The organism is Aeromonas media, from assembly GCF_020423125.1.
GTDB lineage: Bacteria > Pseudomonadota > Gammaproteobacteria > Enterobacterales > Aeromonadaceae > Aeromonas > Aeromonas media.
Genome location: NZ_CP075564.1, coordinates 2,751,290 through 2,774,954 on the forward strand (window position 1 = coordinate 2,751,290; position 23,665 = coordinate 2,774,954).

The following is a 23,665-nucleotide window of genomic DNA, read 5'->3' on the forward strand; positions in this document are numbered from 1 at the left end:
GCAGGATATGGGTGCACCGTAATGACGACAAACCGGCGAGAAGTTACTCCCCTTGTGCGGCGGATAGTAACAGCCTCCAAAGGTGGCGCCAAGGGGCATCTTATCTGCCCCTGCAAAAAATCGGGGCGCCACCTGGGCGCCCCGAATACGGCTCTCTGGTTCAGAGCGGGTCCACCTTGAGGCAGGAAACCGCATGATCGAAGTTTCCTTCCAGCATGGGGCGGGTCTTGGCGCACTCGGGGCCCGCCACCGGACAGCGGGTGCGGAACACGCAGCCGGACGGCGGGTTCATGGGCGAGGGCAGATCTCCTTCCAGGATCTGAATGACCTTGCTGCGCTCCAGATCAGGATCCGGAATGGGCACAGCCGACATCAGCGCCTTGGTGTAGGGATGCAGAGGATTGGCGAAGATCTCCTGACGGGTGCCCAGTTCCACCGCGTTGCCCAGATACATCACCAGCACCCGGTCAGAGATGTGTTTGACCACGGACAAGTCGTGGGCAATGAAGATGAGAGAGAGCCCCATCTCCTTTTGCAGGGACTTGAGCAGGTTCACCACCTGGGCCTGGATGGAGACATCCAGCGCCGAGACCGGCTCGTCACAGATGATCATCTTGGGTTCCAGGATCAGCGCCCGGGCGATGCCGATACGCTGGCACTGGCCGCCGGAGAACTCATGGGGGTAGCGGTTCACCAGGTTGGGCAACAACCCCACCTTGGTCATCATGGTACGCACCTTCTCCTTCACCTGCTCCCTGGAGAGAGTGGGGTAGAAGGTGATGAGCGGCTCGGCAATGATGTCGCCTATGGTCATGCGTGGATTCAGAGAGGCCAGCGGGTCCTGGAAGATCATCTGGATCTCCTTGCGCTTCTCCCGCAGTGCGCCCTGCTCCAGCTTGGTCAGATCCTGGCCCAGCCACACCACCTTGCCGTCGGTGGCCGGTACCAGACCGATCAGGGCCCGGGCGAAGGTGGACTTGCCGCAACCGGACTCCCCCACCACCCCCAGGGTCTCCCCTTCGTAGAGGCGCAGGGTGACACCATCCACCGCCTTCAGGGCGGAGGGCTTGGCCCAGGGCCAGGCCTTGTCACTCTTGATGCTGAAGTGAACCTTGAGGTCAGACACTTCCAGCAGTAGTTTCTTGTCAGTACCCATCAGTTCACCCCCTTGATCATGGCATCCGAAACCCAGTGGCAGGCCCGTGTCCGTCCGTCACCGAAGGGGGTCAGGACTGGTGATTGCTGGCCGCAAATCTCGTGCGCCCGGTGGCAACGCTCCTGGAAGGGGCAGCCGGTGGGCAGACGCAGCAGGTTGGGCGGATTGCCCGGGATGGTGGGCAGCACCTCCCCTTCGGTATCGAGACGGGGAATGGCGCGCAGCAAGCCTTCGGTATAGGGGTGGCTCGGGCGATAGAAGATATCGTTCACCCGGCCGTACTCCATGGTGCGACCGGCGTACATCACCAGCACCTTGTCACAGATGCCCGCCACCACGCCAAGATCGTGGGTGATCATGACGATGGCGGTGTTGAACTCCCGCTTGAGCTCGTTCATCAGGGTCATGATCTGGGCCTGCACCGTCACGTCGAGCGCAGTGGTCGGCTCATCGGCGATCAGCAGTTGCGGCCGGCACAGCAGTGCCATGGCGATCATCACCCGCTGGCGCATGCCACCGGAGAACTCGTAGGGGTACATGTTCATCCGCTTGCGCGACTCGGGGATCTTCACCGCGTCCAGCATGCGCACCGACTCCTCGAACGCAGCCGCCTTGCTCACCCCTTTGTGCAGCATCAGCACTTCCATCAGCTGATCCTTCACCTTCATATAGGGGTTCAGCGAGGTCATGGGGTCCTGGAAGATCATGGCGATCTTCTCGGAGCGGATCCTGTTGAGCTTGTGCTCCGGCAGGTTCAGGATCTCGTCCCCCTGAAACTTGGCCGAGCCGGTAATGATGCCGTTCTTGGCAAGCAGCCCCATGATGGCAAAGGCAGTCTGGGACTTTCCTGAGCCTGATTCGCCCACGATCCCCAGGGTTTCGCCGGCAGAGAGGGAAAAGTTGAGGTCGTTGACCGCCACCACATTGCCGTCCGGGGTCTTGAACTCGACCCGCAGATCTTTCACATCCAGTAATTTCATAAAAACTCCTAATCGATCTCTCGTGATGCTTTCCTGCCCATCTGGCTGACGCCGCGCGTTCAGCGGATGGGTCTTATGGCGCCGTTGGCGTCTACCAGTCCTTTGGCGTCTTATCGATCCTTTGGATCGAGGGCATCACGCAGACCATCCCCGAGGAAGTTGAAGCAGAACAGGGTCACCACCATGAAACCGGCGGGGAACAGGAGTTGCCAGATGGCCACTTCCATCGACTTGGAGCCTTCATCCAGCAGGGCACCCCAGCTGGTCATGGGTTCTTGTACCCCAAGTCCCAGGAAGCTCAGGAAGGATTCGAACATGATCATGCCCGGCACCAGCAAGGTGGCGTAGACCGCCACTATGCCCAGCACGTTCGGCACGATATGACGGGTGATGATCTTCCACTTGGAGACGCCACAGACGTGGGCCGCCTCGATGAACTCCTTGCTCTTGAGGCTCAAGGTCTGGCCTCGCACGATCCGCGCCATGTCGAGCCAGCTCACCGCGCCGATGGCGAGGAAGATGAGGGCCAGGTTGCGACCGAAGAAGGTCACCAGCATGATGACGAAGAACATGAAGGGGAAGGCGTTGAGGATCTCCAGTACCCGCATCATCAGGCTGTCGACCCGACCGCCGATGAAGCCGGAAGCGGCGCCATACAGGGTGCCGATGATGACGGCCACCACGGCCCCCATGATGCCGACCATGAGCGAGATGCGACCACCGAGCAGGGTGCGCACGAACAGATCGCGCCCCAGGCTGTCGGTGCCGAACCAGTGCCCCGTCTCCATGTCAGGAGCGGCCTGCATGGCCCCCCAGTCCGGATCATCGAAGGTGTATTGGGACAGGTGCGGCCCGACGATCACCGCCAGACCGATGATGGTCAGGATGATGAGGCTGGTCAGCGCCGCCTTGTTGCGCAGGAAACGGCGACGGGCATCCTTCCACAGGGAGCGTCCTTCCACCACTTCCACTTTCTGGGCGAATGCCTCGATGGCTTCGCGTTTTTCAGTTGTGACAACCATGATGTACTCCCGGCTTAGTAACGGATCTTGGGATCGATGACGGCATAGAGAATATCGACCACGGCGTTAAAGGTGATGGTGAGGGCGCCGACCAGAATGGTCAGGCCGAGCACCATGGAGTAATCACGGTTGAGGGCACCGTTGACGAACAGCTGACCTATGCCAGGCAGACCGAAGATGGTCTCGATCACCACGGAACCCGTGATGATGCCGACGAAGGCCGGGCCCAGATAGGAGACCACCGGCAGCATGGCCGGACGCAGCGCGTGTCTCAGGATGATGTGGCGCAGCGGCAACCCCTTGGCGCGGGCGGTACGGATGAAGTTGGAGTTCATGGTCTCGATCATGCTGCCACGCATGATGCGGGAGATGGCGGAGATGTAATACATCATCATGCCGAACACCGGCAGCACCATGAACTGCACCCCGCCTCCCTGCCAGCCTCCCGCCGGGAACCAGCCCAGATAGATACTGAAGAAGAGCACCAGCAAGGGTGCCAGCACGAAGCCCGGGATCACCACCCCGGCCATGGCCGACGACATCAGCAGATAGTCGATGAGGGTGTTCTGTTTCAAGGCCGCAATGGTGCCGAACGTAACTCCCAGCGTGACCGCCAGCAGGAAGGCGACCGAGCCAATCTTGGCGGAGACCGGCAGCGCCTGACTCACCAGATCATTGACGGTGAAGTCCTTGTACTTGAAGGAGGGCCCCAGATCGCCCTGGACCAGGTTGCCCAGATAGGTGAGGTATTGCACGCCGATGGGCTTGTCCAGGCCATATTTGGCCTCGATGTTGGCCAACACTTCCGGCGGCAGGGCGCGTTCGCTGGTGAAGGGGTTACCCGGCGCGAAGCGCATCATGAAGAAGGAGACGGTGATCAAGACCAGCAGAGTCGGGATCGCTTCCAATAGACGTTTAAGGATGAATTTCAACATAGACATTTCCTGTCCTGTACTGCTTCCAAAGGGTCGCGGTTGTAATAAAGGCCCGCCGTCCGGCGGGCCTGCTTGTTATGCGACTTGTTGCTTTACTCAGTGAGCAATGATGTACATGTCTTTGCTGTAGAGGTTGTCCAGCGGGTTGGCCGGGTAGCCGCCCACATAGGGCTTGACCATGCGCGAGGTCACGTACTGGTAGATGGGGGCGATTGGCATGTCCTTGGCCAGGATATCTTCGGCCTGGACATAGAGCTTGTTGCGCGCAGCCGCATCCACCTGGTTGCGAGACTCGTTCATCAGCTTGTCAAAGGCGGTGTTGGAGTACTTGCCGTCGTTGTTGCCGTGAGTGGTCTGCATCAGATCCAGCATGGAGGAGGCTTCGTTGTAGTCCGCAATCCAGCCGGCACGGCCTACGTCGAAGTTGCCCTGCTTCTTGGTTTCCAGGTAGGTCTTCCACTCCTGGTTCACCAGGCTCACCTGCACACCCAGCTTCTTCCACATGGAGGCAACGGCCACGGCTACCTTCTTGTGGTTGTCGTCGGTGTTGTAGAGCAGCTCGAACTTGAGCGGCTTGCCCGGGCCGTAACCGGCTTCGGTCAGCAACTCTTTCGCCTTGGCGTCGCGCTCTGCCTGGGTCAGCTTGGACCAGGCCGGGGCCACCGGCTTGAAGCCGTCGACGAAATCAGGCACCAGGGTGTAGCCCGGGGTTTCGCCCTTGCCCATCACCTTGTCGGCAATCACGTTGCGATCGATGGCGTAGGAGAGCGCGGTGCGCACACGCACGTCGTCAAACGGCTTATGCTTGAAGTTGTACTGGTAGTAGTAGGTGCCTACATAACCGCTGACCTGCACCTCGTTCGGGTGCTCCTTCTTCATCTGCTTGAAGCGCTCGATCGGCATGTTGTAGGTGAGATCGACTTCACCGGCCAGGTAGCGGTTCAGCTCGGCGTTGGTGGACTGGATCGGCAGGTAGGTCACCTTCTCGATCACCGTCTTGGCGTTGTTCCAGTAGCTGGGGTTGCGCTCGACGTCGACGCGCTCGTTGACCACCCAATCCTTCAGCACATAGGCGCCGTTGGAAACCATGTTGCCGGGCTGGGTCCACTTGTCACCAAACTTCTCGACCACTTTCTTGGGCACCGGATAGGTGGTGGTGTGAGAGAGCATGCTGACGAAGTAAGGCACCGCCTTCTCCAGCTGCACTTCGAAGGTGTAATCGTCGCTGGCTTTCACCCCCAGGGTGTCGGCCGGTTTCTTGCCACCGATGATGTCGGTCGCATTCGTGATGGTCGGGATCTCCATGTACCAGGAGTAAGGAGAAGCCGTCTTGGGATCCACGGCCCGCTGGAAGGCGAAGACGAAGTCGTGTGCGGTGACCGGATCCCCATTGGACCACTTGGCATCTTTGCGCAGGTGGAACACGAAGTGTTTGTTGTCCTTGGTTTCCCAGGACTCGGCGACGCCGGGCAGGGTTTCACCCTTGGGGCCTGAGGTGACGAGACCTTCGAACAGGTCGCGCAGAATATTGGATTCAACCGTTCCTTCGGTCTTGTGCGGATCCAGGGTGGCGGGCTCGGAGCCATTGCCTTTCACCAGGGTTTGCTCGGGAGCGAGCTTGGTGCCGGCGGGGACGTCGGCGGCGTGTGCCAGGGTGGCGCCACCAAAGAGTGCAGTCAATAAAAGGGTATTAATAATTGTTTTTCTATGAGTCATTTCCATACTCCAACAAGAACATTCCATGCATTTGTCCATTCACGAGATAAAAATCCCGCTGCCCGCATAATTCCCTGACAATTCTGATAATGCAATAGATATCATCAGGTAGGGGCGGCTTTGACGGTCAAAAAAACAGCTTTAAACCATTTATTCAGCATTTAAATATCGAGCAATGGGTGTTTTTCATACAAAGCCGCTCGATTCTAGGAAATGACTAACAAAAAAGAAACAATAAAAAGCCGGTCACGAGGACCGGCTCCGACAAAACAGACCTGAATCACATCAATCCGGGAAAGACTCCCTTGATCCCTGCCACCATGATCTCGATGCCAAGGGACATCATGATGAGACCCATGATCCGGGTCACCACGTTGATGCCGGTATTGCCCATCAGCTTGAACAGCAGGGGGGCAGCACGGAAGATGAGCCAGGAGCAGTAGGCAAAGGCCACCACGACCAGGAACATGCCCAGCAGCTGGGGCAGAGTCTTCTGGCTGGCATAGACGATGGAGGACGAGATGGCACCGGGGCCGGCCATCAGGGGCAGAGCCAGCGGCACCACAGCGATGGATTCGCGCGCGGCCAGTTCACCCTTCTCTTGCTTGTTGTGCTTCACCTCCCCCAGCTTGCCCTGCAACATGGACCAGGCGATCAGGGTAATGAGTGAGCCACCGGCAATGCGGAACGACGCGAGCGAGATGCCGAAACCATCGAGGATCAGCTGCCCCATGCACATGGAGACCATGAGGATGACCATCACGGCAATGTGGGCCGTGGTGTTGGTCTTCCTGCGCTCATCCGGTTGCATGTGGCCCGTCAGGCTCACAAAGACCGGCAACAGACCCAGCGGGTTGATGATCGCAAACAGGCCAACGAAAAATTTCAGGTATAAAGAGAAGTCAATTGCTGCCATAAGCGCCATCCAGAACCAATTCGGGCCACCGAGGGCCATCCCCGTCAAACTGCGCGTAAATTTACACCATGCTATTTCCCTTCTCCAATCAAATAATCTCACCCTTTCCGGGGCTTTTTAGTTAGTTCCTCTAATGAATCGACAAAAATCAACACATCGAGTTGTTAATGGCAATGATATCAACTTAACATTTCAGCAAAGTCTGCTGGCGTTTTATGTCGCCCCATCCACTCATCACAAGATTTCCATGCAATAAAGAGCCATTTTCATGGATTGATCCTGACGATCCCAGGCGATAACCCGCATTCACCACCACTGCTCGTCTCCACGTTGACACGCGATCTTGATCTTCATGGTGACCTTTCTCGCCGCCCCTGATCCGCATCCGCATCCGCACTGTACGCGAACAGGGATCGCCCCCGCTGTTTGCCGCACAACCATCAGATATCTCGCCCCCAAGCCTGTCACCGGATGAAAGCAACCACCATTTTTCCAACAGAAATGAAACGTCTGCACCCATTCACGGCCGAGAGGATCTCCGGGGACGGCACCATGCTGGCACTCACCGCCCTCTTTGCCACCACTGAAACAGCGGAGAGTGGGTGACCCGACAGCCGTCATTCGGTAGAAAAGCGCTTGTTCACCTCGTGTTCATCCCCCCGGCACTCTACTCTACAAACCCGTAACATCTGACCGTTCGGGATGGTGAAACAAAATTTCTTTTGTTCTTTTGTTACATATGATCCAGATCAATCTTTTCTGACACATCCCCGCTCTATAATCGGGTCAGAAAACAATTTAGTAAGGCATGTAAATACCCCGTTGTGGTGATTCTCTCCTTGACAGGGCGACTATAATTGCCGGGCATTGCCAAGGTCTTACTAAACAGTTTTCAAATCATCAGGAGATAAACATGGCAGTAACCAATTTGGCTGAACTGGATGCACTGGTTGCCCGCGTCAAGGAAGCCCAGCGTGAATTCGCCAGCTTCTCGCAAGAGCAGGTAGACAAAGTCTTCCGCGCCGCTGCCCTGGCCGCCAGCAACGCCCGTATCCCCCTGGCCCAGATGGCAGTGGCTGAGTCCGGCATGGGTATCATCGAAGACAAGGTCATCAAAAACCACTTCGCCTCCGAATACATCTATAACGCTTACAAAGACGAGAAGACCTGCGGCATCCTGAGCCAGGACGACGAGATGGGTACCATCACCATCGCCGAGCCGGTAGGTATCATCTGCGGTATCGTACCGACCACCAACCCGACTTCCACTGCAATCTTCAAGGCCCTCATCTCCCTGAAGACCCGCAACGCCATCATCTTCTCCCCGCACCCCCGCGCCAAGAACTCCACCAATACCGCAGCCAAGCTGGTACTGGATGCAGCCATCGCCGCCGGTGCACCGAAGAACATCATCGGCTGGATCGACCAACCGTCCGTTGAACTGTCCAACGCCCTGATGAAGCACAACGACATCAACCTTATTCTGGCCACCGGTGGCCCGGGCATGGTGAAGGCCGCTTACTCCTCAGGCAAACCCGCCATCGGTGTGGGCGCCGGTAACGTACCCATCGTTATCGACGAAACCGCCGACATCAAGCGTGCCGTCGCCTCCATCCTGATGTCCAAAACCTTCGACAACGGCGTGGTCTGTGCGTCCGAGCAGGCCGTCATCGTGGTCGACTCCATCTATAACCAGGTCAAGGAGCGTTTCGCAACTCACGCCGGCTACATCCTCTCCAAGGACGAAGCCGACAAGGTGCGTAAAGTTCTGCTGATCAACGGCGCCCTGAACGCCGACATCGTGGGCCAGCCCGCCACCAAGATCGCCGCCATGGCCGGTGTGACCGTGCCTGCCACCACCAAGATCCTCATCGGTGAAGGTCTGGAGCTGTGTGCAGAAGACGAGTTCGCTCACGAGAAACTCTCCCCGACCCTGGGTATGTTCCGCGCCAAGAACTTCGAAGAAGCCGTCGAAATGGCCTGCGACATGGTCAACATCGGTGGTATCGGCCACACCTCCGGCCTCTACACCGACCAGGATCGCAACGCCGACCGCATCAAGTACTTCGGCGACAAGATGAAGACTGCCCGTATCCTCATCAACACCCCCTCCACCCAGGGCGGTATCGGTGACCTGTACAACTTCGCGCTCGCCCCGTCCCTGACCCTGGGTTGCGGCTCCTGGAGTGGTAACTCCATCTCCGAGAACGTCGGTCCCAAGCACCTGATCAACAAGAAGACAGTCGCAAAACGGGCAGAAAATATGCTGTGGCACAAACTTCCGAAATCCATCTACTTCCGTCGTGGCTCCCTGCCGATCGCCCTGGGCGACCTGGAAGGCAAGAAGCGCGCCATGGTGGTCACCGACCGTTTCCTGTTCAACAACGGCTATGCCGATGAAGTGGTTCGTCTGCTCAAGAAGCTGAACATGGAAGTGGAAATCTTCTACGAAGTGGAAGCTGACCCCACCCTGTCCGTGGTACGCAAGGGCGCCGAGATGGCGAACTCCTTCAAGCCGGACGTGATCGTCGCCCTGGGCGGTGGTTCACCCATGGATGCCGCCAAGATCATGTGGGTCATGTACGAGCACCCGGACACCGCGTTCGAAGACCTGGCCATGCGCTTCATGGACATCCGCAAGCGTATCTACAAGTTCCCGAAAATGGGCGTGAAGGCCGAACTGGTCTGCATCACCACCACTTCCGGTACCGGTTCTGAAGTGACCCCGTTTGCGGTCGTGACCGACGACGCCACCGGCATGAAGTACCCGCTGGCCGACTACGAGCTGACCCCGAACATGGCCATCGTGGATGCCAACCTGGTCATGGGCATGCCCAAATCCCTGTGCGCCTTCGGTGGTATCGATGCCGTGACCCACGCCATGGAAGCCTATGTGTCCGTGCTGGCCAACGAGTACTCCGACGGTCAGGCGCTGCAAGCCCTGAAACTGCTCAAAGAGTATCTGCCATCCAGCTACCAGAACGGTGCCAACGACCCGGTTGCCCGCGAGAAGGTGCACAACGCCGCCACCATCGCCGGTATCGCGTTCGCCAACGCCTTCCTGGGTGTGTGCCACTCCATGGCCCACAAGCTGGGTGCCGAGTTCCACATCCCGCACGGCCTGGCCAACGCCCTGCTGATCAGCAACGTCATCCGCTACAACGCGAACGACAACCCGACCAAGCAGACCGCGTTCTCCCAGTACGACCGTCCGCAGGCTCGTCGTCGCTACGCCGAAGTGGCCGACCATCTGGGTCTGACTGCTGCCGGTGACCGCACCGCGGCCAAGATCGAGAAACTGCTGACCTGGCTGGACGAGCTGAAAGCGACCTTAGGGATCCCTGCTTCCATCCGTGAAGCCGGCGTGAACGAGACCGACTTCCTGGCCAAGGTTGACCAGCTGGCGCTGGAAGCCTTCGATGACCAGTGCACTGGCGCCAACCCGCGCTACCCGCTGATCACCGAGCTCAAAGCCATCCTGATGGACACCTACTATGGCCGTCCCTTCATCGAGGAAGCTCAGGTAGCGACCAAGGTTGAGGCCAAAGTCGACGCCAAGGTAGACAGCAAGAAAAAATCCAAGGCCTGATAACCGGTCCGGATGACAAGAGCCCGCGCACATGCGCGGGCTTTTTTGTTTGTCTATCTGTTTAATTTTGCTAGCTTGTTGATAGGCAAATTCGACAGAAGAGCGAGTCTATGGCGCTGATACAGGCCTCCATCGAGCAGTTGAAAATCGGCCATTACATCCATCTCCCCACGGGATGGACCAACCACCCTTTCATGTTCAATGCCTTCAAGATCCGCGACCAGCAGCAGCTCGACATCCTCCGTCACCTCGAACTCACCCTGCTGATGGTGGATCCCGACAAGAGCGATCTCCCCGTCGAGCCCCTCCTGCGTGCAGAGCCAGCCCCTTCATTTGAGCTCGGTGCGACGCAAGATGCCTCCCCCCTTCCGACCGAATCCACATTCGACGAGAAGGCCTTTCGCCGGTCCCTGCGCACCGCCGACAAGGCATTCGGCCAATCCCTGTCAGATCTTCGTGACGCCCTCGGCTCCCTCAATCTCAAGCCCGACGAGGGGCTGGCCAACACCGCCCAGATGGTGCGCATCGTCGCCACCCGCCTCGCCGACCATCAGGGACCTCTGGGTTTGCACCTCATTCGCAGCCAGCACACGGACATCCTGCTGCAACACAGCCTGAGCGTGGCCTTCATTGCCATGCTGATGGCAAGGGAGCTCGGCATGAGCCATATCGAGATCGAGGAGGCAGGGCTGGCCGGCCTGCTGCACGATATCGGCGAGCTCAAGATCCCGAGCCAGATCACCCAGAAACGGGGAGAACTCAGCAAGGCGGAGCTCAATTTTCTCAACATGCATCCCCAGTACGGGCTGGAGATGCTCAACCAGCTGCAGGCTTTCGAACCCAGGATCCGCGAGGTTGCCCATCTCCACCACGAGCGGCTGGACGGCAGCGGCTTTCCCCTCGGTATCCAGGGAGACAGGATCCCTCCCCTCGCCCGCCTCATCGGCCTGGTGGACTATTACGACGAACTGCTGCACCCACGCAGCGGCCTCCACCCGGCAGGGCCGAGTCAGGCCATCGGCCAGCTCTACAAGTTGTCCCAGAAGAAATTCGATCAAGATCTGGTCAGATTGTTGATAAAGGTGCTGGGGGTCTATCCGCCCGGATCCCTGGTGCGTCTGGAGGATGATACAGTGGCGCTGGTGTTATCGAGCGAACCCACCATGCCCCTCAAACCCAAGGTGCAACCCTACATCAAGGGGCAGCGCCCGGAAGCCGTGGCCATGATCGATCTGCGGGAAGATGAGAGAAGCATCATCGCCACCCTCAGGCAGGAGGAGCTAGATGAGGGGCAGCGGTTGTTTTTCCATCTAGGTCGACGCGTCTGCTACTATTTCGCCTTCTGAGTTATCCCCAGAAGCTGGGGATAACTCATTGGACAAACCTGAATAATTGCTCGAGCCCCCTCAAAACTGTCCGCCATTGGAGCTGGATAAAAAACGCCCAGCCAAAGGCCGGGCGGAGCATGCCACCTCCATGTGGCGTACCCAGCGGGCACATTCATGCTCTCTCCAGCAATATCAAGCGCCGCCCGGTTACACAAATATCAATTTAACGTGCTGATTTTATATGGTTTTATTTTTTCATTCTGGCAAACTTCCCCCGCCATGGGGCCGAGTCCTGCAGCAAGACAGGATCTTGCTCACAGTACGCCCCGGTGACGTTCTGGCCCGGGATGATTCTTGAGGAAGGTTTTTTATGCAATTAGTCCTCTCCCTGCTCCAGCAGATGAGCGTCAGCCTGGTGATCGCCTACCTCTTCTCCAAGAGTCCCTTGCTGCGCCCACTGGCCAACTACTCGGTCAGGCTTCCTCACAAGATACTGATATACGTTATCTTCTCCTGTTTCTGCATACTGGGCACCTATGTGGGGCTGGATATCGACGATGCCATCGCCAATACCCGTGCCGTCGGCGCCGTGCTGGGAGGACTGCTGGGAGGCCCTCTGGTGGGCTTCCTGGTGGGACTGACCGGGGGTCTGCATCGCTATACCCTGGGCGGCTTTACCGATCTCGCCTGCGCCATCTCCACCACGTGCGAGGGGCTGTTGGGCGGCCTGGTGCACTGGCGGCTGATGCAAACGAACCGGGTGGATGCGCTGTTCCAGCCCCGGATTGCCTTCTTCACCACCTTTGCGGCCGAGATCATGCAGATGCTCATCATCCTGCTGGTCGCCACCCCGTTCGACAAGTCCCTGCTGCTGGTGCGCACCATCGCCACCCCCATGATCCTCGCCAACGCCTGTGGTGCGGCACTCTTCATCAGCATGATCCGCGACCAGCAGCGAATGTACGAGAAGTTCTCCCGGGTCTTTTCGGCCAAGGCGCTCACCATAGCCAACCGTACCCTGGGGATCATGACCCAGGGCTTCACTCCCGAGGCGAGCCGCAAGATAGCCCATATCGTGCAGGAGGAGACCGGGGTTGGCGCCGTCGCCATCACGGACACCGACAAGATCCTCGCCTTCATCGGCACGGGGGAGGATCACCACAAACCGGGTACCCCCATCACGTCCGCCATCACCCTGCAGGCCATCGCCCAGAACAAGGTGCTGTTTGCCGATGGCAACCGCCACCCCTATCGCTGCAGCATCTCCCCCCAATGCCAGCTCGGCTCCGTGCTGGTGATCCCGCTACAGGGAGACAGAGGCGTGATCGGCACCATCAAGCTCTATGAACCCAAGAAGCGGCTCTTCCTCAAGATCAACCACACCCTGGGGGAAGGGATAGCCAACCTGCTGTCACAACAGTTGCTGAGCGGGCGGCTGGAGCAGCAGCAGCGATTGCTGGTCCAGTCAGAGCTCAAGCTCGTTCAGGCGCAGATCAATCCCCATTTTCTGTTCAATACCCTCAATACCATCAGTGCCATCACCCGGCGCGACCCCGAACGGGCACGTCAGCTGTTGCTGCATCTGTCGCTGTTCTTTCGCAAGAACCTCAAGCGCCAGAACGATCTGGCCACCCTGCAGGAAGAACAGGAGCACTGCCAATCCTATCTGGAGATAGAACAGGCACGCTTTGGCGAGCGCCTGACCGTCATCAACGAGATCCCGCCGCACCTGGCCGACGTGCAACTGCCGAGCTTCACCCTGCAGCCCCTCATCGAGAATGCCATCAAGCACGGGACCGGCTCCCTGCTCGAACAGGGACGGATCCGGCTCTTCGCCGAGGAGGACCAGGACAGTGTCACCCTCTGCGTGGAGGACAATGCCGGGGCCTGGCCACCGGGTTCACAGGGCGATGGCCTTGGCATGAGCATTGTGGACAGACGGCTCAGGAGTGCCTTCGGCGAGCGCTTTGGCATCCGGGTGCAGTGTGAGCCTGAGCAGTGGACCCGGGTCTCGTTCACCCTGCCCAGACAGCCGCAATCCCCTTCCAAGGAGCCGACATGATCCGCACCCTGATCGTCGACGATGAACCCTATGCCCGCGAGGAACTGGCCGAGCTGCTCGGCAGCGATCCCGACATCGAGATCCTGGGCTCGGCCGCCAATGCCATCGAGGCACTTGGCCTCATCCAGCGGTTCAAACCGGACGTGGTATTTCTCGACATCCAGATGCCCAAACTCAGCGGCATGGAGCTGGTGGCCATGCTCGATCCCCTGCCCCGCATCGTGTTTGTCACCGCGTTCGATGAGTACGCCATCCAGGCTTTCGAGGAGAACGCCTTCGACTATCTGCTCAAGCCAGTAGAGCCTGCCCGCCTCGCCAAGACGCTAAGCCGCCTGCGCCAGGATCTCAGCCCCCAGCCGGTGGCGGCGCTGGCGCCGGCCATTCGCCACATCCCCGGCTATCTGCACAACCGGGTACGGCTGTTGCCCATCGAACAGGTAGAGTATGCCTTCTCGGATCTCGGCGGCGTGCACGTCGCCTGTCAGGGCGAGCTGTTTCACACCCAGCTCACCCTGAAATCCCTGGAGGAAAAGACCCCGCTGCTGCGCTGCCATCGTCAGTATCTGGTGGCCCCTGGCGCGATTTTCGAGATCCAGTTGCTGGAAAACCAGCTGGCCCAGATAGTCACGCCAAGCGGCGCCCGGGTGCCGGTCAGCCGACGCTATCTCAAGGAGCTCAAGGACGATCTGGGGCTGGAGTAAGGACGCCCGCTGTGCGCCGGATCACAGCAGGCGACCGCTCGGGTCGCCATGTCGCCGCTCACCCGCTTTTACCTGCCGTTAACAGAAGTCCCCACCTAGACTGACCGCGCACACCATAAAATAACAATGCTGGAGCGTAACAATGATCTGGTTCTTCCTCTGTGTCGGTCTGCTGGTCGCGGGCTACTTCATCTACGGCAAATTCGTCGAGCGGATATTCGGCCCGAAACCCGAACTTGCCACCCCCGCCATCACCATGGCCGATGGCGTGGACTATGTCCCCATGTCGGACAAGAAAGTCTACCTGGTTCAACTGCTCAACATCGCCGGCGTCGGCCCCATCTTTGGCCCCATACTCGGCGCCCTCTACGGCCCGGTCGCCATGCTCTGGATAGTGTTCGGCTGCATCTTTGCGGGCGCGGTACACGACTACTTCTCCGGCATGCTGTCGGTGCGCGCCAAGGGCGCCTCTGTGCCGACCGTGGTCGGTGAACACCTCGGCACTGCCGCCAAGCACTTCATGAACCTGTTCGCCGTGGTGCTGCTGATGCTGGTGGGCGTGGTCTTCGTGCTGAGCCCGGCGGGCCTCCTGGCCAACCTCACCTCCACCGACCTGGTCTACTGGATCGTGGCGATCTTTGCCTACTACATCCTCGCCACCATAGTCCCCATCGACCAGATCATCGGCCGCTTCTATCCCATCTTCGGCGCCCTGCTGGTGTTCATGTCGGTCGGTCTCATCGTCGGCCTCATCGTCTCGGGCAAGGGCTTCTACAACACCGGGATGGACTTCTCCAACCTGCACCCGACCGAGCTGCCGCTCTGGCCGCTGCTGTTCATCACCATCGCCTGCGGCGCGGTCTCGGGCTTCCACGCCACCCAGTCTCCGCTGATGGCGCGCTGCATGCAGAACGAGAAGTCCGGCCGTTTCATCTTCTACGGCGCCATGATAGGTGAAGGCATCATCGCCCTTATCTGGTGCACCCTGGGTCTCTCCTTCTACGACAGCACCGAAGCGCTCAACGCCACCATGGCCAACGGCGGCCCGGCGGCTGTGGTACACGAAGTCTCCACCAGCCTGCTCGGCACCGTCGGCGGCATCCTCGCCATCCTGGGCGTGGTGATCCTGCCCATCACCTCGGGTGACACCGCGTTTCGCAGTGCCCGCCTCATCGTGGCGGACTTCCTGAAGATGACCCAGAAGCCGCTGGCCAAGCGTCTGCTGATCGCCATCCCCATGTTCATCCTCGGCTTCATCATCTCCAAGGCCGAGTTCGGGGTGATCTGGCGCTACTTCGGCTGGGCCAACCAGACCACGGCCGTCATCATGCTGTGGGCTGCGGCTGCCTACCTCATCAAGGAGGGCAAGCTGCACTGGATCTGCACCATCCCCGCCATCTTCATGACCGCCGTGGTGATCACCTACCTGGCCAACGCCCCCATCGGTTTCGGGCTGGCGATGAACGTATCCACCATCATCGGTCTGGTGAGCACGGCCCTGATCACCCTGGCCTTCCTGATAAAGTTCAGGCCCTCCCAGCTGAGGGAAGCCAAGGAGAGCTGAGTCGCGAGACTGCACTTTCCCCATGACAAGAGGCCCGGCATTGCTGCCGGGCCTCTTCATTTTCCAGGGGCTTACCCTTTGCTGGTCGCTCCGGGCCCCTCGGCAGGCGCCTGGTACCAGTGCTCCCTGGCCACCAGCACCGCCTGCTCCGGCTGGGCAATGAAGTTGGGGGACATGATCTGCACTCCAAACTCGTTGAACACATCCTGGATATGCCCGTGAAGCTCCGTCTTGACCACGGCAGGCAGCAGGCCGTCTTTCATCCGTACCTGCAGCTCATATTCCACGTACCAATCCTGCAGATTCAGCTGGCGCACCAGAGGCGGCTCGTCCTGGTTGAGTTGGGTGCAGCGCCGGGCCGCCAGCTCCAGCATGGCATGCACCTGGCGCCAGGGCGCATCGTAGCCGATGGTCACCTTGGTCAGCAGTGCGATCCCCTTCTCCCCCGCCAGCCGCGTCAGGTTCACCACCTTGCCCCCCACCACCACGGCGTTGGGCAGTGTGACCTCGTGATCCTGACGTGTCACCAGCTTGGTGGAGAGGGCATTGAGCTCGCTCACCATCCCCTCCACCTCGCCAATCTGCACCAGATCGCCGGGTCGCAGGGCACGAGAATAGATGAGCACCAGGCCACTCATGGCATGGTTCATGATCCCCGCCGATCCCAGGGTCACCATCAGGCCAAAGAAGACACTGATCCCCTTGAAGGCGTCGGAGTCGGCACCGGGCAGATAGGGGTAGGCCACCGTCAGGGCAAACAGCCAGATCACCACGGAGAGTAGCCGCCGGGTGGCCCCAATGGTCTCGGCGTGCAACCCCTGCACACGAAACTGTCCCTGCTCGATGCGATCGAAGAGAATGGCCAGCATCCGGATGAAGAAGCGGGTGATGGCGACAATCAACAGCACGGTCACCAGGCCGGGCATGGCCGCAATCATGCCCTCCAGCATGTCGCCGCACAGAGTAAACAGGGAGTCACCCAGTTGTTCGCTCCAGGCCCGGGTATGGGGGAAGAGGCCGAGCACATAGGTGAGCCAGCCATAGGTGAGCATGAAGAGCAGCAGCAGGGTCAGGAGGCCGAGCAAGCGGACCTCCACGTTGCCCGCTACTTGACGCCACTGGTGGGGGATCAATCCCTTCTGCAGCAGCAGACGATTGGCGAGCCACTTCCTGACCCGCCGATGCCCCCATTGCAGCGACCAGATGAGACCGAAGAAGAGCACGCTGGCCAGGAGCGCCATGCCGCCAGCCTTCACCAGATAGGGGGTCGAGTGTAACTCAAGGTATTTGAGGCGTACCCTGTCGAGCCGCTGCCGGACAAGCTCGCTAGCCTGCTCCAGCGTCAGCTCGTCGAGAGCCTCCAGGTCGCCTTCCACCAGCACCAGGATCCGCTTGCCGTTGACCATAAACTCCCGCGTTTCCTGACCTTGCCGGCTGCCTTTGAGAACGGTGATAGGAGGGATCAGGTCGGCGGGATCCAGACGCTGGATCCGTTCATGGGTCAATCGGACCCTGGCCGCTCCGTCCAGGCGGCCAAACTTGGCCTGGAGCATGACGATGGGTTCGTGAAGCAACACCAGTGTCTGTGCCTTCTCCTGCTCGGTTGGCTCCAGCCTGGGCTCTGCTGCCCACGGCCTGCCAATCAACGTGATATTGAACAACAGCAACACCGCCAACCAGCGGCTTATCCTGCATCGCCTCTCCATCGCACCACCCTTTTATGCTACGAGACATACGAATCTCTTTCCTGATTGATTTTATAGAAGGAAATTCATGGCGCATGATAAATAACCAAGCGTTTAACCGAGCCTGTACCGGAATATCAACTCCCCGGTTGCACTATTGCACTCAGCTAATATGCTGTCATCATGGCCGGATGCCTTGTCTAGACGAAACAAGGCATTACCTCGCGACTAAGATGGGAGAAATCGATGGTACTTGATTACATTGCCCTGGGAATATTGGTGTTCGTCGTCTTGGTCATGTTCTACGGGATCATCGTCATCCACGACATTCCGTATGAGATTGCCAAACATCGCAATCACCCCCACCAGGATGCTATTCACGTGGCCGGCTGGGTCAGCCTGTTCACCCTGCATGTGCTCTGGCCTTTCCTCTGGATCTGGGCCACTGTGTATCGTCCCGATCGCGGCTGGGGCTTCAATCAACGATTGCAGAAAGACGAAGATGAGATCAACGCGCTCAAGCAAGAGCTTGCCGCCCTGCAGGCCCGCATGACCACGCTCGAACAGACCGACAAATAGGTAATCTTTCATGGACTTGCTACTTATCCTCACCTATACGGCCATCTGTGTAGGGATTTTCAAGATCTTCAAGATCCCGCTAAACAAGTGGACTGTACCGACCGCCGTGCTCGGCGGTGTCTTCATCATCGGCGCCCTCATCGTCCTGATGAACTACAACCACCCCTATTCCGAACTGGCGCGCAATTACTACGTCTCCACCCCCGTCGTTCCCCTGGTCAAGGGTCGCGTGATCGAGGTGCCGGTCAAGGCCAACCAGCCGGTCAAGCAGGGTGATGTGCTGTTTCGCCTCGATGCTGTGCCCTTCCAGGAGAAAGTCGCCAGCCTGACCGCACGGCTCGCCTCCAACAAGGATTTCCTCAAAGCCCTCGATGCCAGACTGCGCTCCGCCAGCCTGGACCGGGATCGTGCTCAGGAGCTGATGCGTCGCGGCATCGGCAAGCAGCGGGATCTCGACGTGACCCAGGCCAACGTGGACGACATCGTCGCCCAGATTGACCAGCAGAAGGCGTCGCTGGATGACTTGAGCGCCCAGCTCAACATCGCCAAGTACGAGCTGGCTCAGACCGTGGTCTATGCCCCGAGCGACGGCCACGTGGTGCAGCTGGCGCTGCGTCCGGGCATGATCGCCACCCCCTTCATGTATCGCCCCGTGATGACCTTCATCCATGAAGATGAAAATGCCTACGTCGGCTGGTTCTGGCAAAACAGCATGCAGCGGCTCAAGGATGGCGATGAGGCCGAGGTGGTACTGGACGGTATCCCAGGCAAGATATTCAAGGCCAGGGTGCTGTCGGTGATCCCCGCCATGGCACCAGGCAACATCCAGGCCCAGGCAGGTCTCATCGATCAGACCACAGCCCAGGTACCGGGCCGCCTGCCCATCATCCTTGAGATCACCGACCCCGAGTGGGCCAAGTATCAGGTGATCGCGGGCTCCAGCGGCCAGGCAGCCATCTACACCGAGCATGTCCACCATGTGGCCATCATGCGCAAGATCCTGATGCGCATGGGTAGCTGGCTCAATTACCTGTTCCCCTTCCACTAAGCGCGCCTTGGTGGTACCTGCGGGCCGGCAATCATGCCGGCCCGCTGTTTTTGTGGCCCCAAGATCCCTATAATGGCGCCATCCTGCGCCGCACCATGTCCAAACACCACCCCCTCATGTTCGTTCTCAGACCCTATCAAACCGACGCCGTCAACGCCGTGATCAGCCACTTTCGCAAGCACCCGGATCCCGCCGTGGTGGTGCTGCCCACCGGGGCGGGCAAGAGTCTGGTGATCGCCGAACTGGCCCGCAAGGCCCGTGGTCGGGTGCTGGTGCTGGCCCACGTCAAGGAGCTGGTGGAGCAGAACCACGCCAAGTACGAGGCCTGGGGGCTCAAGGCCGACATCTTTGCCGCCGGGCTCGCCCGCAAGGAGGCGAGCGCCCAGGTGGTGTTCGGCTCGGTGCAGTCGGTGGCGCGCAATCTGGATGCCTTCGACGGCGCCTTCTCGCTGCTCATCATCGACGAGTGTCACCGGGTCTCGCTCGATGACGACAGTCAGTACCATCAGGTGATCGCGCATCTCAAGGCCGCCAATCCGGCCCTCAAGATCCTCGGCCTCACCGCCACGCCTTATCGGCTCGGGCTGGGCTGGATCTACCGGCGCCACTACCACGGCATGGTCAAGAGCCACGGCGAGCGGCTGTTCGGTGACTGCGTATTCGAGCTGCCGCTGCGTTTCATGGTCAAAAATGGTTACCTGACGCCACCGCGCATGATCGATGCCCCCATAGTCCACTACGACTTCAGCAAGCTGGTAGCGCGGGAGAACGGTCTGTTCAGCGAGGCAGACCTCAATGGCGAGCTCAAACGCCAGCAGCGGGTCACCCCCCATATCCTGAACCAGGTGCTGGAGTATGCCCGCGAGCGCCAGGGGGTGATGATCTTCGCCGCCACCGTCGAACACGCCCGGGAAATTCAGGGGCTGCTGCAGGCAAAAGCCCAGACGGCGGCCCTCGTCACCGGCGAGACGCCGGGGCCGGAGCGCGATGCCCTCATCCATGCCTTCAAGGGGCGGGAAATCAAGTTTCTGGTCAACGTGGCGGTGCTCACCACCGGTTTCGACGCCCCTCACGTCGATCTCATCGTGATGCTGCGCCCCACGGAATCGGTGTCCCTCTATCAGCAGATCGTGGGCCGGGGCCTGCGCCTCTCGCCGGGCAAGACCGATTGCCTGGTACTCGACTATGCAGGCAACAACTTCAACCTGTTCGCCCCCGAGGTGGGGGAGCCCAGACCCCACGCCGGCACAGAGCCGGTGCAGGTGCCCTGCCCCGCCTGCGGCTTTGCCAACACCTTCTGGGGCAAGACCGACGAGGAGGGCAAGGTGGTCGAGCACTACGGCCGCCGCTGTCAGGGGCTGTTTGAAGATGACGAGGGCCACCGCGAGGAGTGCGACTACCGCTTTCGCGCCAAGATCTGTCCCGCTTGCGGCGCCGAAAACGACATCGCCGCCCGCCGCTGCCAGAGCTGCGATCAGCTGCTGGTGGATCCTGACGACAAGCTCAAGGAAGCGCTCAATCTCAAGGACTGCATGGTGATCCGCTGTGCGGGACTCACCCTCACCGCAGGGCGCGGCAAACAGGGGGAACGGCTGGAAGTGACCTATCACGATGAGGACGGTCTCACCCTGACGGAGTACTTCGCCTTTCATACCAGCGGTGCGCGGCGCTTGTTTCAACAACACTTTGTGCGTCATCATTGGCCCGCCCCGGGCCTGGAGCCCGAATTCACCACCCTGGCGAGCGTGCTGGCCGTATCGAACCAGTTTCGTCACCCGGATTTCGTCATCGCCCGCAAGTCTGGGCGTTTCTGGCAGGTGAAGGAGAAAATTTTTGACTATGAAGGGCGGTACCGCACTGCCAACTCACTCGCCTAGCCACATCGTCTGGCGGGCAAATGACAGTCACCAGGTTTGATTATCAGGGGCGCATCGCACTGCCGGCGCCCTTCGTTCAGTTAGAGGATCTTATGCAGCGGCTGTTGATTGGTTTTTGTGCTCTCTTTTCCCTGGTGGCCCAGGCCACCCCGCTGACCCCACCCAAGGGGGGCCAGTACGCCGTCATCGTCCAGGGCAACAACGGGGTGGAGTTTGCCCGTCACGCCGACGACATGATAGCCCCCGCCTCCACCATGAAGGTGTTGACCGCCCTGGCCGCTCGCCTCGAGCTCGGCGCCGACTTCCGTTTCGCCACCGACATCCAGGCACAGCCCGGCGCCAGGCAGGGCAATGCCATCAATGGCGACATCTGGATCAACTTCGTCGGCGACCCCACCCTGTCGCGGATGGATCTGGTGGCCCTGTTCAAGCAGCTCGGCGTCACCCGCATCCAGGGCAACGTCTACGTCAACACCGGTGCCTACAACGGCTATGAGCGCGGCAACGGCTGGTCCTGGGGGGATCAGACCCTCTGCTTCGCGGCTCCCGTCTCGGCCGTTATCATCGACAAGAACTGTGCCTACGGCACCGTCACCGCCACCCAGATTGGCAAGCCTGCGGTGGGTAATGTCGCCACCGGCGTCCCCATCGGCATAGGTGCCGACAACGTGGAGGTGATGAGCTACGGCGACATGGCACGTCAGTTCTGCGCCCTGGAAGTGGACATGGCCAAGGGCAACTTCTACGAGCTCAAGGGCTGCATCACCCCGAACAAGGAGCCGCAGGGCCTGCGCTTTGCCATCCACGACGTGGAAGCCTGGGGCTGGGACAACATCCGCTGGGCCATGAACCGTGCCGGGATCAGCCACGACGGCCTGCTGCGTGTCACCCACAAGACACCGGTTGGCGCCGAGACGCTGGCGACCCACTACTCGGTCTCCCTGCCGGTGATGCTCTCCAAGATGCTGAAGAAATCCGACAACCTCTACGCCGACACCTTCCTCAAAACCGTGGGCCGTCACTACTACAACAAGCCGGGCAGCTATCGCAGCGGCACCATGGCGGTGCGCGCCATCCTGACCAAGCACGGCATCGATCTCGGCAACGCCACCCTGGCCGACGGCTCAGGTCTCTCCGCCCACAATCTCATCAGCGCTCGCCAGATGCTGTCGGTGCTGAACTTCATCCAGAAGAATGACGCCGAGCTCGACTTCATCAAGCTGCTGCCAAGCTCCCAGGTGGACGGCACCCTGGCCTGGCGACGCAGCGTCACCGCCCCCATGATGAAGAACAAGGTGCACGCCAAGACGGGCACCATCACCGGCACCTCCAACCTGGCCGGTTTCATCGACACCGCGGGTGGCCAGCGCAAGGCCTTCGTGATGTTCCAGCGCGGCCTCTCCCAGGATCCGGCGACCCACGAGCGCTACCGCGCCAGCAAGGCCGCCTGGCCCTGGACCGTCTTCGAAAAGGGTGTGCTGGAGAGCATCTATCAGCAGCAACCCCTCCAGATTGCAGAGCAATAAGGCAGGTTGGAGTGGAGTGGAGCGGAACGGATCGCTCAGCAGCAACGAATCCTGAGTGCCGAGCAATAAGGCAGGCTTGAGTGGCGCGGAGCGCATCGCTCGGCAGCCACGAATCCAAAGTGCCGAGCAGTAAGGCAGGCTTGAGTGGCGTGGAGCGCATCGCTCGGCAGCCACGAATCCAGAGTGCCGAGATTGCCGAGATTGCCGAGATTGCCGAGATTGCCGAGCAGGAGGCTGGAATAGTTCGCCGCCGCCAATCCAGCATGCCGACCTCTGTGTCGGCACCTATCCGGGGTGCAATCGAGCACGGCGAATGCGCGTATCGGTATTTTCAGCTTTGACTGGCCAGGAGCCGAGGCTATGCTGTCGCCAGCCTCGTCTCAATGGCCTTCTTCAACGGCTTGTTTAACGGAGAGAAAAGATGTTTGTAGAAATTTTTGGTCGCCCGGGTTGCCCCTATTGCGTTCGTGCCAAACAGATTGCCGAGCAGCTGACCGAGGAGCGCGATGACTTCGAATTCCGCTATGTGGATATCAACGTCGCCGGGCTCACCAAGGACGATCTGGCCGCCAAGGCGGGCAAGCCCGTCACAACAGTGCCGCAGATCTTCCTGGACGAGCAGCACATCGGTGGCTGTACCGATTTCGAGGCCTATGCCAGAGCCAATCTGGGCCTGTAAGCCCGATACCCATATGAAAAAGGCGCCTGGTGCGCCTTTTCTTATGGACCTTGATCACCCCCTCATGCCACAGGCGTGAAGCGGCTCACCACCTGCCCCTGATGCTCAATCCACTCCATGAACATGGTGACCGGGCGGGCATAGACCTGGCCATCCTGCTCGGATTGGTAGACAACCAGCTGTTCCTGGGTTTCGGTGTGCAGGGCCAGGGCTAGCACTTGATAGTAACCCCCCTTGAAGTGGCGGTAGCGACCGGTGGCGGGTGCGTGCATGAAGATCCTCGTTGACAGGATGAAAGGACG

At 59.8% G+C, this 23,665-nt stretch carries 18 protein-coding genes; 10 read left to right on the top strand and 8 right to left on the bottom strand.

Translation table 11 applies throughout. The annotated features are described in order from the left end of the window. Positions 1-160: 160 nt before the first annotated feature. The 6 genes from oppF to KI797_RS12635 all read right to left on the bottom strand — a co-directional run bounded on the left by oppF (position 161) and on the right by KI797_RS12635 (position 6,725). On the bottom strand, positions 161-1,156 hold the full coding sequence (gene oppF / locus KI797_RS12610) for a murein tripeptide/oligopeptide ABC transporter ATP binding protein OppF (RefSeq protein ID WP_005326823.1): 996 nt from the start codon (positions 1,154-1,156) through the stop codon (positions 161-163). Then, positions 1,156-2,136 carry an ABC transporter ATP-binding protein gene (oppD, locus tag KI797_RS12615; RefSeq protein WP_226169567.1) on the bottom strand — a complete coding sequence of 327 codons (981 nt, stop codon included), beginning with the start codon at positions 2,134-2,136 and terminating at the stop codon, positions 1,156-1,158. The genes oppF and oppD overlap by 1 nt, the downstream gene beginning before the upstream one ends. Positions 2,137-2,246: 110 nt before the next feature. Then, positions 2,247-3,158 (bottom strand): oligopeptide ABC transporter permease OppC, encoded by a 912-nt coding sequence (gene oppC / locus KI797_RS12620; RefSeq protein WP_005326827.1) that lies wholly within the window; start codon positions 3,156-3,158, stop codon positions 2,247-2,249. Between the two features lie 14 nt (positions 3,159-3,172). Next, positions 3,173-4,093: an oligopeptide ABC transporter permease OppB gene (gene oppB / locus KI797_RS12625; protein ID WP_041205427.1), complete on the bottom strand. Its 921-nt coding sequence runs from the start codon at positions 4,091-4,093 to the stop codon at positions 3,173-3,175. Between the two features lie 96 nt (positions 4,094-4,189). Further along, positions 4,190-5,809: an ABC transporter substrate-binding protein gene (locus KI797_RS12630; protein WP_161507316.1), complete on the bottom strand. Its 1,620-nt coding sequence runs from the start codon at positions 5,807-5,809 to the stop codon at positions 4,190-4,192. Positions 5,810-6,089: 280 nt separating this feature from the next. Continuing rightward, on the bottom strand, positions 6,090-6,725 hold the full coding sequence (locus KI797_RS12635; protein WP_041205423.1) for a YchE family NAAT transporter: 636 nt from the start codon (positions 6,723-6,725) through the stop codon (positions 6,090-6,092). A gap of 913 nt (positions 6,726-7,638) precedes the next feature. Here KI797_RS12635 and adhE point away from each other — a divergent pair. The 5 genes from adhE (at position 7,639) to KI797_RS12660 (ending at position 15,969) form a co-directional block, all read left to right on the top strand. Next, positions 7,639-10,314, top strand: coding sequence for a bifunctional acetaldehyde-CoA/alcohol dehydrogenase (adhE, locus tag KI797_RS12640; protein ID WP_043129282.1), 2,676 nt, complete (start codon positions 7,639-7,641; stop codon positions 10,312-10,314). A gap of 110 nt (positions 10,315-10,424) precedes the next feature. After that, positions 10,425-11,660, top strand: coding sequence for an HD-GYP domain-containing protein (locus KI797_RS12645; RefSeq protein ID WP_226169569.1), 1,236 nt, complete (start codon positions 10,425-10,427; stop codon positions 11,658-11,660). Between the two features lie 352 nt (positions 11,661-12,012). After that, complete coding sequence (locus tag KI797_RS12650; RefSeq protein ID WP_182785695.1) at positions 12,013-13,704, top strand: sensor histidine kinase; 1,692 nt, start codon at positions 12,013-12,015, stop codon at positions 13,702-13,704. After that, the gene (gene btsR / locus KI797_RS12655) at positions 13,701-14,405 is read left to right on the top strand and encodes a two-component system response regulator BtsR (RefSeq protein ID WP_139751416.1); all 705 of its coding nucleotides are present in this window, start codon (positions 13,701-13,703) and stop codon (positions 14,403-14,405) included. Before KI797_RS12650 ends, btsR begins: the two co-directional genes overlap by 4 nt. A 142-nt stretch (positions 14,406-14,547) precedes the next feature. Then, positions 14,548-15,969, top strand: coding sequence for a carbon starvation CstA family protein (locus KI797_RS12660; protein WP_005326847.1), 1,422 nt, complete (start codon positions 14,548-14,550; stop codon positions 15,967-15,969). 71 nt (positions 15,970-16,040) lie between these two features. On the opposite strand, the gene KI797_RS12665 is transcribed toward KI797_RS12660, so the two are convergent. After that, positions 16,041-17,675, bottom strand: a complete 1,635-nt coding sequence (locus tag KI797_RS12665; RefSeq protein ID WP_226169571.1) for a mechanosensitive ion channel family protein — start codon at positions 17,673-17,675, stop codon at positions 16,041-16,043. Between the two features lie 225 nt (positions 17,676-17,900). On the opposite strand from KI797_RS12665, the gene KI797_RS12670 reads away from it, so the two are divergent. The 5 genes from KI797_RS12670 (at position 17,901) to KI797_RS12690 (ending at position 23,363) form a co-directional block, all read left to right on the top strand. Beyond that, on the top strand, positions 17,901-18,233 hold the full coding sequence (locus KI797_RS12670) for a DUF3302 domain-containing protein (protein ID WP_005326851.1): 333 nt from the start codon (positions 17,901-17,903) through the stop codon (positions 18,231-18,233). Between the two features lie 10 nt (positions 18,234-18,243). Further along, a complete protein-coding gene (locus KI797_RS12675) occupies positions 18,244-19,281 on the top strand; it encodes an HlyD family secretion protein (protein WP_043129292.1) in 1,038 nt (345 codons plus the stop codon). 116 nt (positions 19,282-19,397) lie between these two features. Continuing rightward, positions 19,398-21,158, top strand: coding sequence for a DEAD/DEAH box helicase (locus KI797_RS12680; RefSeq protein ID WP_182785699.1), 1,761 nt, complete (start codon positions 19,398-19,400; stop codon positions 21,156-21,158). A gap of 92 nt (positions 21,159-21,250) precedes the next feature. After that, entirely contained in the window at positions 21,251-22,684 is a 1,434-nt protein-coding gene (gene dacB / locus KI797_RS12685) for a D-alanyl-D-alanine carboxypeptidase/D-alanyl-D-alanine endopeptidase (protein ID WP_226169573.1), read from the top strand. A 421-nt stretch (positions 22,685-23,105) separates the two neighbouring features. Beyond that, complete coding sequence (locus KI797_RS12690; RefSeq protein WP_010674029.1) at positions 23,106-23,363, top strand: GrxA family glutaredoxin; 258 nt, start codon at positions 23,106-23,108, stop codon at positions 23,361-23,363. Between the two features lie 62 nt (positions 23,364-23,425). Here the strand turns inward: KI797_RS12690 and KI797_RS12695 are convergent, their stop codons facing one another. Continuing rightward, positions 23,426-23,635, bottom strand: coding sequence for a DUF1653 domain-containing protein (locus KI797_RS12695; protein WP_226169575.1), 210 nt, complete (start codon positions 23,633-23,635; stop codon positions 23,426-23,428). Between the last annotated feature and the right edge of the window lie 30 nt (positions 23,636-23,665).